Source organism: Bacteroidota bacterium (assembly GCA_016722375.1).
GTDB lineage: Bacteria > Bacteroidota > Bacteroidia > Chitinophagales > LD1 > Bog-950.
In genome coordinates, this window is sequence record JADKJG010000003.1 from 329,108 (window position 1) to 343,716 (window position 14,609).

Genomic DNA, 14,609 nt, shown 5'->3' on the forward strand with positions numbered 1-14,609 from the left:
GAAAAGGAGGGCGACTGATCGGTTGGGTTAGGTGGCTTCTTTCTAAGGATACTGCTCGGTATAATCCAAGTCTTTGGCGAAGGTCTCTTGAGAAGTGAATATTGCCCAGAAAGACAGGCCGAGACAAATCAATCCAACAATAAATCCACTCCAAATATTGCTAATGGGAAAGGTATGCAACCATTGAAAAAGACCTAGAATGAGTGGTACGGCACCCCGGACAAAGTTGGGGGTAGTGTTGGTAACGGTTGAGCGGATGTTGGTCCCAAACTGTTCCGCAGCAATGGTGACAAACAAAGCCCAGAATCCGGTAGCCGTTCCCAACATAAAAGCGAGGATATAAAAGGCAGAGTTTGAAATGCCTTGGGCGAAAAAGAAAAAGTAGATAATAAGTACAAAGGAGAAAACGAGATAGAGCATCACCACTTTTCTTCTGCTCCGTAGTGCCTGACTCAATATGCCGCTGATGACATCGCCAAAACTCAATCCGATATAGGAATACATCAGCGCTGTTCCGTTGACGACGGCCCCTTGAACATTCAGTTCCTTAGCCCAAATCAATTCGGAGTTGGCAACAATCAGTCCTATAATATACCAAATAGGAAGCCCTACCAAGATACCCCTCAGGTATTTTAGAAATCTTTCCCGATTGGTAAAAAGCATAAGAAGGTCCCCTTTGCGAACCTCCGAATGCTGAATGTTTTTGAACATTCCTGATTCGATAGTCCAACCCGAAGAATGAGGAGCATTAAACCCAACACTCCGCCGAAAATATATGCTACTTGCCAATTAGCGAAAGGCCGGTTGAATATATGACTTAGCCATTGGCCGATTACCTGACCTTCTGACCCTACCAAAGCAGCAGCCACCGCCCCAAGTGCGCCGAAGGATACTATGATCATCGTACCATAGCCTCGCTTTTCTTTAGACATCGTTTCGGCAACCAGCGTGATACCTGCTCCCAGTTCCCCGGCTAGACCAATGCCGGCAACCACTCGAACCAAAGCATAGAGCGGAACGGTGGTGACGAATGCATTAATGAGATTGGCGGCGGAATAGAGTAGGATGGAGCCAAACAATACAGAGAGTCTTCCTTTTTTATCGCCCCAAACGCCCCACAGTAACCCGCCAAGCAGCATTCCAAACATCTGCATATTGAAGAGGAAAATACCGGTACTGTTGATTTCATTTGTTGAGGATCCCTGCATGATTATCTCCAGACTTTCCTTCTTAACCACGTTGAAAAGAATGAGGTCATAGATGTCCACGAAATATCCGAGGGCAGCCACGATGATGATAAAGTAGTTAATGAAAGAGCTATTTTTCTGTTTCATGAATTGGGGTGCTGTGTGCTCTGGTTGAGATGAAAAATAACAAATACGGTAACCGCAATCAGAAACATAGCTCCCGCTTGGTGCATCACACCCCAAAAAACAGGGATACCTCCCACACAGTTCAAAACAGTGAAAATACCGATTGTCACTTGTAATAGAACAAGGAACGGAAATGAATTCAATCCAATTTTGAAGATTCTATCGGTGCTTATATTTCTGGTTTTGAAATAGAATAAACCGATCAGAATAACGAGTGCGTAGGCCGTAAATCGGTGAATAAATTGAATGAACGTTCTACCCCAAAAGTCTTGCGCATTGTATTGAAGGAAGCCGGCAATAGATGGCTTTTCCGAGAATAGAGTGGATGGAATAATTTGACCATTCATATCGGGCCAAGTCGGATAAGCCAAACCGGCTTTCGTCCCTGAAACGATACCTCCAAGAAATATTTGAAGGAAAAGAAAAAATAAAATAAGGTATGCCAGATTTCGAATGGGCTTTTGATCTTTGGTCTCCGTAAATTGCCAATCAGCTCGATAAACCGAAAGCGTCATGTATATCAGGTAGCCAAATAAACTAAGTGCCAGCGCCAAGTGTATGCTCAAATGAATTGGAGGGACATAGATGCCCGTCAAACCGCTTTTTACCATCAGCCATCCATAAGTACCTATCACCCCGCCCCAAATGAAAAGGATGCCGATTTTTCGAAAGAATTTCTGATCCAACCATTTCTTCCAAATAAAAAATGAAAAGGGAATAATAAAGGCGAAGCCCATAAATCGCGCCCAAAAGCGGTGGAGGTACTCCCAGAAATAAATCCATTTAAACTCTTCAAGGCTCATCCCCTCGTTGATGGTTTTGTACTGTACCTTTTGCTTGTACAATTCAAATTCAGCATTCCATTCTGTCTGGTTAATGGGAGGGACAATTCCTTTCAGGGGTTTCCATTCCGTGATGGATAGTCCGGAATCTGTCAACCGGGTTACACCGCCAATGATCACTTGGAAAAAGACCATTAGACATCCGAGCAGAAGCCAGCCACCCACAATTTTTTGAACCTTCGGAGACATAGTCAGTATCAGTAATAGCTTTTATGAACGGGTTAAACATACCAAAAAACCAGTTTCGCAACGCGATCGGTTATTTTTAGGGTGAAAGAGATAGTTTGTATAATAAGTAGATACCGATTCGGATCTACGCAGATGTCAACGCCTCAAAATATTGTAGATACATATTCTGCCAAGCCTTGACCGAGTACTTGTCTTCAATCGTCATTCTTCCGGCTTTGCCTATTTGTTTGCGGAGCGTAGCATCATCAATCAATTTTGAAATAGCTTCGACATACTCCTCCTCGGTTGAAGCGAGGAATCCATTCACGCCTTGTTGAATGATCTCACTGTTTACCCCCACCGGTGACATGATGGTGGGAATTTCGAGCGCCATGTATTGCAATCCCTTGAGGCCGCACTTACCTTTAGCCCATTCATCGTCGGGCAGCGGCATGATGCCAATGTCGAAGGAGGAGAGTTCTTTTAATTCATCCTTTTTATTCCAGTTCAAGCTAATGACATCCAGTTCTGCATTTTTATAATTGGCATCGCCAATCACTTTTATTTTTATCCGATCGCCATATTTCTTTTTGATTTGAAGCAGGGCAGGGACCGCAAACTTAAAATGCTGAATAGTGGTGATGCTCCCACTCCAGCCAATGCAAACTTTATCATCCGTTTGTGGCAAACTTATACGCCGGTATTCATCTGTATCAATGGTGGTAGGAACAATGCGGATGTTTGGTTGAATGATTGAGCGTAATCAGACAGATATTGATTGCCTGCAAAAATTAGGTTGCTGAACGAGATTATTTTTGAAGTTTTAGAGGCATCTTTCATAAAGCTGAAACGCTTATTTGCCTCTGACACGTTTTGCATCCAGATAGAATCATCAAAATCAAAAATCACTTTGGCACGCGAGCGAGCAAATTGTTTTTCGAAAAAAGTGGTGCCGGTCAAGAAGGCTTCGCGCTGAATGAAGATGAGGTCGTAGCGATTGGCGCGGAGCACATCGCGAAGGCGTTTTAAAAAACACTTCAGAAAAATAAAAGCCTTGCGCAGCATATTGCCGGAGGCATAAAAAACTTTGTCGTCTTCGGGACTAATGAGAAACGAGAAGTCGTAATCATATCCTTTTTGTTTCAGAAATTCAATGTATTGCTCAAACCGGAATCGCTGCGAGGGCGAACGGTCTGGCCGGTGCATGGCAACGTAGAGAACTCTTTTTTGTTTGGATTTACCCATTGGGAAATTTTAGAAATCAGATTTTAGATTGAACAGCCATTGTTTTTTTAATTTCAAGCTCACTCCTAAAATCTACAATCTGCAATCTTGATTTAGGATTCTGTCCAGAAAGAAGGCAGTTTCTCTGTGATTTCGATATTCTTAAACGTCGTACTTTTTTGGATCCCGGTCTTTTTAGCCCAAGTTGCCATCTTAGTCAAACCATCTTCGAGCGAAGTATGCAGGCTGTCGCCAAATAGTTTTTTTGATTTGGAATGATCGCTGTAAGCATGCATCACCTCGTTGCGAGCGGGCAAATAGCGCAATTCGCCTTTCATGTCCATCACATCCATCACCACTGTGGCCAATTCTTTAACCGTATATTCTTTATCTGCTCCCACATTGATGACTTGGTTGAAGGCAGCAGGAATGTTGACACAATTGGCGATGTGCGGGGCAATATCGCCGATATAGCTGAAAGCACGCGTTTGCAAGCCATCGCCAAAAACGGAAAGTTGTTTGCCCTGCATTAACTGATTCATAAAAATGCCCACTACGTTTCGATAGCGGTCGCCGAGGTTCTGGTATTCACCATAGACATTGTGCGGACGGAAAATCACATGATTTAATCCGAACATTTCATGGGTCACACGCAAATCCATTTCTACCGCCAGTTTCGCAATGCCGTATGGATCTTCCGGCACCGGAATCATATCTTCCTTTAAAGGCGGTTTGCCAGCGCCATAAACAGCAATAGAGGAGGTGAAGACAAAGCATTTTACTTTGTGTTTCACTGATTCATTAATTAGATTGACGCTGCCGATGAGATTATTGTTGTAGTTGAAACGCTTGATGAAGTGACTTAAACCCTCGGCGGCATAAGCCGCGAGGTGATAGACATAGTCAAAGCGATGTTCGTTAAAAAGATTTTCTATCAACAGATGGTCAAGAATAGAGCCATTCACAAATTGTGCTTTGGGATTTACGTTTTCTTCAAATCCCCCGCTTAAATCGTCCAATACAACGACCTCATGCCCCAACTGAATTAATTCATTCACCACATGTGCGCCGATAAAGCCTGCACCGCCAGTAACCAAAGATTTTATTGCCATGTATAAATTATATGGCGCCAAAAATAACCTTTCACATTTATCTTATTCGCCGAGGTTAATCTCTCGGTGCGATGTTCTCGGTAAGAGCAGAAAACCTCTATCTTCGGGCGCAATTAATCTTCGGCGGACAGAAAATATGTGTGGCATTGTTGGGTATTTTTCAAAACAGCTAAATCATTCGCTCGAAGATTCGCTGAAACGTTCCGTTCAAACCCTTTCTCAAAGAGGGCCTGACTTGCAGCAAACAGAGATGCTTTCTCCACAGGTCGGTTTTGCGCATGCACGGTTGTCTATCATTGATCCCTCCGAGGTGGCTAACCAGCCAATGAAAGACAAAAGCGGCAGGTACACCATCATCTTCAACGGTGAAATTTTTAATTTCAGGGAACTGAAACAAGAATTTCTTTCGCATTTAGAATTACATTCTGCTTCGGATACAGAGGTGTTGCTGTATCTCTACATTGGTATGGGGAAAGATTGCCTGCAACACCTCAATGGCTTCTTTGCCTTCGCTATTTTTGACCAGCAAAGTGGTGAGATTTTTCTCGCCAGAGACCGGTATGGTATTAAGCCACTTCACATCTACAGCGACGAACAAATACTGGTATTTGCTTCGGAGGTCAAAGCGATTTATAAATTTCCGGTAAAGAAGGAATTGGACTACAACACCCTGGCACTCTATCTACAATTGAATTATGTTCCGGGCGACTCCTCTATGCTGATTGGAATTAAAAAATTGAAGCCGGCTCATTTTGCCATAGTCAATGCCGAAGGAGGGTATTCTGAACAGAGCTATTATACTATCCCTTATCAGCCGGGGAAGATAGTTTCAGGTGAGCACCTGAATTATGATAAAGCCAAAGACAAATTGAAAGCTCTGATAGAAAAGGCGGTGGAACGAAGATTGGTTTCTGATGTACCTCTGGGAACTTTTCTAAGCGGAGGCATTGATTCTTCTATCATTACAGCCTGTGCTGCGAAGCATGTCGCTAATCTAAATACCTTTTCGATTGGGTATAAGGATGAGCCTTATTTTGACGAAACAAAATACGCGCGCCTCGTAGCAGAAAAATACAAAACCAACCATACCGTGTTTTCTATTTCAAACGATGAAATGTTTGAAAATATCTTTTCAGTGTTGGATTATTTGGATGAACCCTTTGCCGATTCATCATCCATCGCGGTTTATATTCTGAGTAAACACACCCGGAACAAAGTTACGGTAGCGTTATCCGGTGATGGGGGTGATGAGTTATTTGCGGGATATAACAAGCATCGGGCCGAATTACGAGCCAGACAAAATACCTTGTCCAACGCAATACTTAGAAACAGCCTGCCGATTTTAACGATGCTGCCCAAATCACGTCATGGCAAAATGATGAATCTGTTCCGTCAACTAGAACGGTATAGCGAAGGCTTACAACTAAAGCCTAACGAGCGCTATTGGCGCTGGTGTTCTTTCCAGACACAAGACCAGGCACTTCGTTTATTGAAATCTCATACAGCAATTAATGATCAAGAATTAGAAAACAGAAGGAAACTGGCTACGGATGTAGTAACTGATTCAGGAGACCTCAATGATATATTATTTGCAGACACTCAAATGGTTCTGCCCAATGATATGCTGGCAAAGGTAGATTATATGAGTATGGCAAATAGCCTGGAGGTGCGTGTTCCTTTACTGGATTTTACAGTCATGAATTATGCCTTCTCATTACCCGTTTCGTTCAAAATAAATTCGAAAGTGGGTAAGAGAATTTTGAAAGATGCCTTCAGAAACGAATTGCCAGATGAATTATTCCATCGTCCCAAGCATGGCTTTGAGGTTCCCCTATTAAAATGGATGCGTGGAGGGCTTCGTCCATTGATTGATAAGGAGTTGTTGGGAAAGGCATTCGTGGAGGGGCAGGGTATTTTTAATTATGAAGAAGTCGAAAGCCAGAAGAAAAAGCTTTTTAGCAATAACCCGGGGGATGCACATGCCATCATTTGGGGTCTTCTGGTTTTTCAATATTGGTACAAAAAGTACTTTAGCTAATCTTAAAATTGTAGTAGAGAGAGTAATTATACATGCCGCGTGTACTAAGAATCATAAACCGACTTAATCTGGGTGGCCCGACGTATAACGCGGCTTATCTTAGTAAATATCTGGAACCCGAATTCGAGACGCTGCTGGTTTCTGGCATGAAGGATGATGCCGAGGAAAGTTCAGAGTTTATTGTCAAGAATCTGGACTTGCATCCGGTATATGTTCCCGATATGTATCGAGAACTACATCCTTTCCGCGATTATAAATCCTATTATAAGCTCCGCAAACTGATTGAAGAATTTAAGCCGGACATCGTTCATACCCATGCGGCCAAGGCCGGAGCAGTGGGTAGGCTAGCTGCTTCTCACAGTGGAGTGCCCGTAATTATTCATACTTTTCACGGGCATGTGTTTCATTCCTATTTCAATCCGGTCAAGACCCGGATGTTTTTAGAAATTGAGCGATACCTGGCAAAGAGAACCACCAAGATTATTGTTTTAAGTGAGACTCAGAAACAGGAATTATGCGATAATTATAAGGTGGCTCCTTCGGAAAAATTCGAAATCGTACCCCTTGGTTTTGATTTGCGAAAATTTGAAGAAAATCAGGAAGAAAAGAGGCGCCAGTTCCGGGTGGAATACAATATTGCTGACGATGAAGTTGCTATTGGCATTATAGGCCGACTGGTTCCTGTTAAAAACCATGATCTCTTTCTCAAGGCCTTAAAAGATGTTAGCCTCCGAACCAGCAAAAAAATCAGGGCATTCATTATCGGCGATGGGGAATCAAGAAAAAGTATTGAAGAGAAAGCGATTAATCTTGGATTGAAATTTAGCAATAATGATCCGCGGGAACCTAATATTCTCACCTTCACCAGTTGGATTAAAAACATTGATGTTTCTAATGCCGGATTAGATATAATTGCACTTACTTCTAATAACGAAGGAACCCCGGTAAGTTTGATAGAGGCTCAGGCTTCAGGACGGGCCATCGTTTCAACTAAAGTGGGAGGGATTGAAAATATCGTTATACAAAATGAAACCGCCTTATTATCACCCATAGGTGATGTGAGGGCATTTGCCAATAATTTATTTCAATTGATTGAAAACAGTGAGCGTCGCAATGAATTGGCGAAAAACGGAAATGCTTTTGTGCGTGAGGAGTTCAGCTATAAACGTCTTTGCACCGATATGCGATATCTTTACCATTTTTTATTAAATAGCGTCTAATTATCATAATAGCGGCGAAGCTTTTTTTCATACGTTTGCAATATATATTATCAAATGAGGCGCATACTTTATTGGCTTTTCTTTTTCTTTCTTTTCTTTTTTCTTCCATCATGTAGGGTTTTATATCCCAACCTAATGTTTCAACAAAAGGATTATCAATTTTTTGATTTAGGAAAGAAGGAAATTAAAGAATATGTTATTCAGCCGGGAGATCAATTTGATATTAAGATATTTTCTAGAGACGGCTTTAAACTGATTGACGTTTTGGACGAAGGTACTGTCGCTTACGGGGCACGAATGGTTAGAGGATATTTAGTGGACAGAGAAGGGTTTACAAAATTACCCGTTCTTGGGGAGTTCTATGTTAAAGGCTATACGGAGACTGAACTTGAAAGAATTCTAGCAGAAAAGTTATCTAATTTATTTGTTAACCCCTATGTAGTGGTTACCGTTAGTAACCGAAGAGTGTTTTTGTTCAGAGGTTCTAGTGGTTCTATTATTCCTTTAAACCAATCTCCTACCAATTTGCTTGAAGTAATCGCTAAAGCAGGTGGGGTGGCAGGAAATTTTAAAGCGTATAAGATAAAGATTATCCGAGGAGATCTGAAGAACCCGCAGATACACGTAGTGGACTTATCAACTCTGGAAGGAATGCGCAAAGCCGATTTAATTGTGCAATCGAACGATATTATTTACATGGAGCCCAAACGAAATGTTGTGGGGGCTTTAACAGCTCAACTTAGCCCTATATTTGCAACCTCTAGTACTGTTTTTTCTTTGATTGCATTGATTAAAGCCTGGGGGGGTAAATTTTAACCAAATTGGACAATTCAGAAAAAGAGGATAAAAGCGGATTTGTAAATCCGGTTGACGATTTTAACCTGGGGTTAATGATATACATCGTTAACATCAGTATCGTATGGGTAATCCTTATCATGGTTACTTGTGTTGTGCTATCGCTCCTCTATCTGCGGTACACACCTAGAATATTTGAATCAACCGCTAGGATGATGCCTAAAGTATCTCAATCGAGCAGAATGCTTGGAATGAGGAGTTTGGTCGGAAGTGGTAATGAAGAAGAGATTAATCGGCAAATGCAAATTCTGACTTCTAGAATGATGCTGGATCGGGTAGCGGATTCTCTTCCTCTAAGCATCGGATACTATAAAGAAGGCAAAACCAAGTTTATCTATTCAGAACTTTATACTTCTTCTACTTTTAAAATTAGGGGTGGAGCTAAGGATGAAAATATTTTGAGCGTACCTATTTATTTGAAAATTCTTAGTACACGAAAATATTACATCTCTTTTTCTGTGGCAGGAAAAGATTATGAATATCCTAGTGATACGGGTAGAACACTAAACTCTCCATTTTTTAGCATCTCGGTTTCCTTTGCAAATGGGCTTTCACCAGAGGATATAAGTGGTTTGTACTACTTTAAATTTTTAACCCGAAATGAGGTTTATTCTGACATTGCCAATAAATTGGCGGTTTCTCCAATTGATCCCACAACTAAAAATATTCTACTAAGCTATCGGGACCGTAACCCCGAGAGGGCGCGTGATATAGTAACTACCTTGTGCGAAGAACTGCGCCAATATGACATAGAAACCAAGCGAGAAAGTTTTAATAATGTTTTATTCTTTCTGAATAATCAGATAGATACCTTTGAAAGAGACTTTACCGTGCTCCGAGATTCGATTACTGCTCTACGAATCAGCGAGCGTTATATTGAAAAGGGCAATTGGTACATCAACCATTTACTGGAAAAAGCGATTGATTTTGACCAGGCCTATAGCAATACGCAATATGATCTGGAACTACTTATAGAATTCAAAAAAACGATACAAAAGGAGCGAGACTATTCTACCCTTCCTAACTTCGATTTTCGTAATAGTAACATTAGTTTTGCTGCAAACATTTCATGGATTAATAAACTAAGGGAAGACCGTAATAATTTGTTAATTGAGGTGACTGAAGAGCACCCAGTCGTTCGTCTTAAGGACAGGTCCATTGAAGAGGAAAAAATTAAGCTACTCAGGAAAGTGGATAATACTATTGAGAGCGTTCGTCAAAATCAAATTGAATTAACAGAAGCCCATCAAAAGTACATTGATGAACTGTTTACTACTCCGGATCAGATGAGTAAATATGATCGCCTCAATAAAATGTTGGCTAAAAAGAGTCAGTTTATTTTAGATCTGTATGAAAAAAGAGCAGCCTATCTGATTGCCAGCGCGGCGGTGGTATCAGATTTTGTGGTTCTGGAAAAAGCAACCCTTAATAAAACCCCTGTTTCGCCTAAAGAGACCTTTGTGAAAATTGCCGGAGTGGCTATTGGATTATTGATTGGGATTGCACTGATTATTATTCGTTATTTACTTCACAATACCATTATATCTATTGATGACGTTGACAAAAAGATAAACGTACCTTTACTTGGTGTTATTCCTAGGCATAAAGAGGATTTAGAACGGTCACAGATTGTAGTTACTAAGGACCCGAAATCCACCATCACAGAGGCATTTAGGGCGATTCGTTCAGGTCTTCAATTTATTTCATCTGAGCCAGGTCCTAAAATTGTGTCCACTACCTCTACTATTCCTGGCGAGGGCAAGACCTTTGTGTCTCTGAATATTGCAGCAATCCTTAGTATGCTGAATAGGAAGGTGATTATTATGGACTTTGACATGCGTAAACCAAGGCTCGATAAAATATTTGATGTAGACACTCATCGTGGTGTCAGTACTATTTTGAGTGGCCAGTCAGGTATTGATGAGTGTATTCTAGAAACCGGCGTGCCAAATCTTGATTTGATAGTTTCAGGTCCGGTGCCGCCCAATCCCTCTGAGCTTATTCTATTGCCCAAACTTCCGGAACTGATAGCCTATCTTAAAAATAAGTACGACTATATCGTGATTGATACCCCTCCTATTGGTTTGGTGACAGATGCTTTAGAAATTTTGAAGATGGCTGATTATCCGATTTATGTTTTCCGTGCCGCCTATTCAAACCGTAACTTTGTGAACGGCGTTGCACGTATAGTTACTGAAAGTAAAATAAAAAATTTATCTGTCGTTTTAAATGACTTTGGAAGAGGTGCTTCCGGATATGGATACGCTTACGGGTATAACTATGGCTATGGGTACGGGTACGGGTACGGATATGGGTATGGCTACGGGTATTATGGACGGAAGCATGGCGAAGGATACTATACCACTGAGGCAAAGCCAAAATCAAAAGGCTGGCTAGTGAAGTTGATGGAAAAGGTCAAGTAGCACATATGGGGAGTGACAATTACTTTATAATATTTTTAGGCTTATTCTTTCTAATTAGTGTCATGTTTTCATTTTTGATTAACTGGCTTTTTTTGAAATTCTCATTTACGCTGGGGATACGAAATAGTCGAGGAGAAGTTTCGCAGATTAGATGGTCCTCCAATATCAAGCCAGCCATTGGCGGCATTTCATTTTTCATCGTGTTTCTGATTTCGATTTCAGTGATAGGCACTCTACCACGACAGAGCAATTATCTGCTGGATAGACACTTGATCGGAATAATAGCGGCTACTTCACTTGGTTTTTTGCTCGGGCTCGCAGATGATGCTTATAACACCAACCCACTTGCAAAATTCATTTTACAACTTTCCTGCGCTTGCATTTTGATTATTTCAGACGTATACATACATGTGTCGGATAACTCAGCTTTCAACTTTATTATTACGATTGTTTGGGTGATTGGCCTTATGAATTCAATTAACATGCTAGACAATATGGACGGCATTACTACGACAGTCTCCATGAGTATTATTGCCGGATTAATTATTATATTGTCGGTAATCGGAAATCCGATAAGTATGTTCTATTTAGTGATGCTTATTGGCGTGATGGGTGCCCTCACTGGCTTTCTATATTTCAACTGGCATCCATCGCGAATATATATGGGGATACCGGCAGCCAGTTTTTAGGTGTATTCCTTGCCTCTACCAGTATTCTTTTCTTTTGGGATTTCCGAAATGAAGCCTCTCCTGAATTTATTCAACTGAAACAGTTTGTAGTTCCCATGCTCTTTTTTATTATCCCTTTAATAGACACCATTACAGTTACTTATCGTCGCCTGTTGCGTAAACAATCGCCTTTTGTAGGGGGTAAAGACCATATCACACATCACTTAGGGTATCTCGGACTCTCTGACCGCTGGGTAGCCATAATTGTTATTTTGGTTTCGTTATCTTCCTTACCTCTTGCTTTGCTTCTAGTATTAGAGGTGGTCGAGTGGGATTGGATAACGACCTTTGCAGCATTTGCCTACTTTACAATTATATTTATCACCTTTCAAGTTCTATACATCGTTGGTGCCCGGCGCCACCAGAAAAGTAAAGTGGCTGCAACGACAACTTAACTAACCATAGTCTAACTGGTTTTACCAGATAAAATAGTTATCGGCTTAGGCAATCATATAGCTCCTTGTTGAAAATTATTCCAACCAGCTATCCAATTATCTTGAAAAATTAGGTTTATTTTATCCAAACAAAAAACCTATGGAGCCGATTCTTACATCAAAATGGAGAAGATTAGACGGGCTCAAGATTGAACAGCCTATAGCAGAGGCGGTAGAAGTCGCTTTGCTACGCGAGCGGGCCGTGGGTTATAATATTAAGGTTTGTATTGGTACCGACTCACAAGTTCGCGGACTAGAAACCGAATTTGCCACGGTTATTGTGCTGCTACGAAAAGGGCGTGGTGGATTTATGTTTATCAATAACGACAAAACGAAAAATAAAATGAGCCTGAAAGAGAGGCTGCTTATAGAGGTGTCGCGATCCATTGATATAGCTTATAACCTCTGTCCGCTCTTTGATAAGTATGGAACAGAATTAGAAGTTCATGCCGACATCAATACTAATCCCCGCTTTGGCTCTAACGCAGCATTGAGTGAAGCAATGGGATATATACTTTCCATGGGGTTTACTTTCAAGGCCAAACCCGATGCACCTGCTGCCAGTTGCTGCGCTAATAAGGTGGTGTAAAATATTTGTAGATTTTCGGAATTTCTAATTGACGGTGTTTTATAAATCTATTTCTCCTACCTTTATAGCCGAATGAAACGCTACCTATTTCTTATTGTCGGCTTATTGCTTTGGAGCATCTGTGCCACTGCACAATCTTTCAAGATTGACACCATTCAATATATGGGAGACACTTCCCGCTTCATCAATGTGGTCTTCTTGGGTGATGGATATACCGCCGGTCAACAAGCTGCATTTCGTTCGCAGGCAGATAGTGTTTTTAAATATTTCATGGCCCGTTCACCTTATGCCCAATACAAAAACTATTTCAACGCTTTTGCTGTAGAGGTTGTTTCCGAAGAATCAGGTGTAAAACATCCACACACCGCTTCTGACTGCGGTTCTGCCAGTCCGCAGGTTCCTATTACCAATCCTAAAAATTATTTTGGAACCACTTTCGACGGCTATGGCATTCACCGACTGGTAGTGCCCGACAGCGTACCGAAAATAGATTCCGTGCTGGCCACTCATTTTCCAACGTATGACTTGGCCATTGTTCTGGCCAACTCCCCATATTATGGCGGTTCCGGTGGCTCTTCTCATTTGGGAGGCACCGGTTACCCTTATATTATTTCCACCACCTATTCTGCTAATTATGAAATTGCATTGCATGAATCAGGGCATTCCTTCGCCGGTCTGATGGATGAATATTGGGTAGGTTCCCAATATCTTTTTGAACGTCCTAACATGAGTCAGGAAAAGAACCCGGCGCTCAGCAAATGGAAAAACTGGATTGGCACCAACGGTATCGGTCTCTTCCGCTTTAGTCAAGATACCAATTGGGTTAAGCCTACTAACAATACCTGCCGGATGGAAGTCTTAAGCAAGCCTTTTTGCAGCGTTTGCTCTGAGGCCATTATTGAGCGAGTACATTCTCTCACGAACTCTATTCTCAGCTTTTCGCCAGACACAACTACTCATTCTTTTTCTGACACAATCATCACCCTTCGCCTAGATAGTTTTATCACCCCGATTCCCAACACCTTGAAACGAAACTGGTCCTTCAATGGAAACACAGTAGCCACTAATGTGGACTTTTTTCAAATCAGTCAGGATACTCTGGCACCGGGTAGCTATTCGGTTGTGGCAACTGTGATAGATACGACTTCATTGGTTCGGACAGAACTTCATGCACAGTCACATATTTATTTGGTTGAGTGGAAAATAGAAGTAATCATTATTGGCGTACAGATTACGGCTTCCACCAATACTATCTCATGCACGGTGTTTCCAAATCCAGCTTCGGATGTGATAGATATTGAATTAGAAACACAGCATGACATTTCCCTTCAAGTTGACCTTATAACTATGGATGGGAAATTGCTTCGCCGCCTAGTGGATGAACAAACCGGTACCGGAATCTGTCATCAGACATTCAATATTAGTGATCTGCCCGCAGGAACTTTCCTTCTTCTATTTAATGCCGGAGGAACTCGTTTCACCAAGACAGTAATCAAGAATTAATACAACAGACTAGATTTAAGCAAACATTTCGTTAATTATCAAAATGATTTCTCTCCATTCCCGGAAAACCTATGTTCTGGTTCAAGGCTTCAATATCTCT

General features: G+C 41.4%; 10 protein-coding genes and 2 pseudogenes. 8 read left to right on the forward strand and 4 right to left on the reverse strand.

All coding sequences use genetic code 11. The features are described 5' to 3' along the window. Window positions 1-42: 42 nt before the first annotated feature. The 4 genes and pseudogenes from IPP77_05195 to IPP77_05210 all read right to left on the reverse strand — a co-directional run bounded on the left by IPP77_05195 (window position 43) and on the right by IPP77_05210 (window position 4,719). Window positions 43-1,334 (reverse strand): annotated as a pseudogene (locus tag IPP77_05195) (MFS transporter). Then, complete coding sequence (locus tag IPP77_05200; GenBank protein MBL0309081.1) at window positions 1,331-2,380, reverse strand: COX15/CtaA family protein; 1,050 nt, start codon at window positions 2,378-2,380, stop codon at window positions 1,331-1,333. The pseudogene IPP77_05195 and the gene IPP77_05200 overlap by 4 nt, the downstream one beginning before the upstream one ends. A 148-nt stretch (window positions 2,381-2,528) precedes the next feature. Beyond that, window positions 2,529-3,628, reverse strand: a pseudogene (locus tag IPP77_05205) (glycosyltransferase family 4 protein). Window positions 3,629-3,720: 92 nt separating this feature from the next. Next, entirely contained in the window at window positions 3,721-4,719 is a 999-nt protein-coding gene (locus tag IPP77_05210) for an NAD-dependent epimerase/dehydratase family protein (protein ID MBL0309082.1), read from the reverse strand. Window positions 4,720-4,855: 136 nt separating this feature from the next. Between IPP77_05210 and asnB the strand changes: the two genes are divergently transcribed. From asnB to IPP77_05250, 8 genes are all read left to right on the forward strand, one after another. Continuing rightward, window positions 4,856-6,757: an asparagine synthase (glutamine-hydrolyzing) gene (gene asnB, locus IPP77_05215; protein MBL0309083.1), complete on the forward strand. Its 1,902-nt coding sequence runs from the start codon at window positions 4,856-4,858 to the stop codon at window positions 6,755-6,757. Between the two features lie 32 nt (window positions 6,758-6,789). Beyond that, a complete protein-coding gene (locus tag IPP77_05220; protein ID MBL0309084.1) occupies window positions 6,790-7,977 on the forward strand; it encodes a glycosyltransferase in 1,188 nt (395 codons plus the stop codon). Between the two features lie 135 nt (window positions 7,978-8,112). After that, the gene (locus IPP77_05225) at window positions 8,113-8,793 is read left to right on the forward strand and encodes a polysaccharide biosynthesis/export family protein (GenBank protein ID MBL0309085.1); all 681 of its coding nucleotides are present in this window, start codon (window positions 8,113-8,115) and stop codon (window positions 8,791-8,793) included. Between the two features lie 5 nt (window positions 8,794-8,798). Beyond that, window positions 8,799-11,255: a polysaccharide biosynthesis tyrosine autokinase gene (locus tag IPP77_05230; protein MBL0309086.1), complete on the forward strand. Its 2,457-nt coding sequence runs from the start codon at window positions 8,799-8,801 to the stop codon at window positions 11,253-11,255. Window positions 11,256-11,317: 62 nt separating this feature from the next. Continuing rightward, a complete protein-coding gene (locus IPP77_05235; GenBank protein MBL0309087.1) occupies window positions 11,318-11,944 on the forward strand; it encodes an undecaprenyl/decaprenyl-phosphate alpha-N-acetylglucosaminyl 1-phosphate transferase in 627 nt (208 codons plus the stop codon). Window positions 11,945-12,039: 95 nt separating this feature from the next. After that, window positions 12,040-12,378, forward strand: a complete 339-nt coding sequence (locus IPP77_05240) for a hypothetical protein (protein ID MBL0309088.1) — start codon at window positions 12,040-12,042, stop codon at window positions 12,376-12,378. A gap of 139 nt (window positions 12,379-12,517) precedes the next feature. Next, window positions 12,518-13,006, forward strand: coding sequence for a hypothetical protein (locus IPP77_05245; protein MBL0309089.1), 489 nt, complete (start codon window positions 12,518-12,520; stop codon window positions 13,004-13,006). A gap of 72 nt (window positions 13,007-13,078) precedes the next feature. Further along, window positions 13,079-14,509 (forward strand): T9SS type A sorting domain-containing protein, encoded by a 1,431-nt coding sequence (locus tag IPP77_05250; GenBank protein ID MBL0309090.1) that lies wholly within the window; start codon window positions 13,079-13,081, stop codon window positions 14,507-14,509. Window positions 14,510-14,609: the final 100 nt, after the last annotated feature.

Coding starts and splice junctions, on each gene's coding strand:
- IPP77_05210 (MBL0309082.1), bottom strand. CDS start 4,719: ATGGCAATAAAATCTTTGGTTACTGGCGGTGCAGGCTTTATCGGCGCA.
- asnB (MBL0309083.1), top strand. CDS start 4,856: ATGTGTGGCATTGTTGGGTATTTTTCAAAACAGCTAAATCATTCGCTC.
- IPP77_05220 (MBL0309084.1), top strand. CDS start 6,790: ATGCCGCGTGTACTAAGAATCATAAACCGACTTAATCTGGGTGGCCCG.
- IPP77_05225 (MBL0309085.1), top strand. CDS start 8,113: ATGTTTCAACAAAAGGATTATCAATTTTTTGATTTAGGAAAGAAGGAA.
- IPP77_05235 (MBL0309087.1), top strand. CDS start 11,318: ATGTTTTCATTTTTGATTAACTGGCTTTTTTTGAAATTCTCATTTACG.
- IPP77_05240 (MBL0309088.1), top strand. CDS start 12,040: ATGCTCTTTTTTATTATCCCTTTAATAGACACCATTACAGTTACTTAT.
- IPP77_05245 (MBL0309089.1), top strand. CDS start 12,518: ATGGAGCCGATTCTTACATCAAAATGGAGAAGATTAGACGGGCTCAAG.
- IPP77_05250 (MBL0309090.1), top strand. CDS start 13,079: ATGAAACGCTACCTATTTCTTATTGTCGGCTTATTGCTTTGGAGCATC.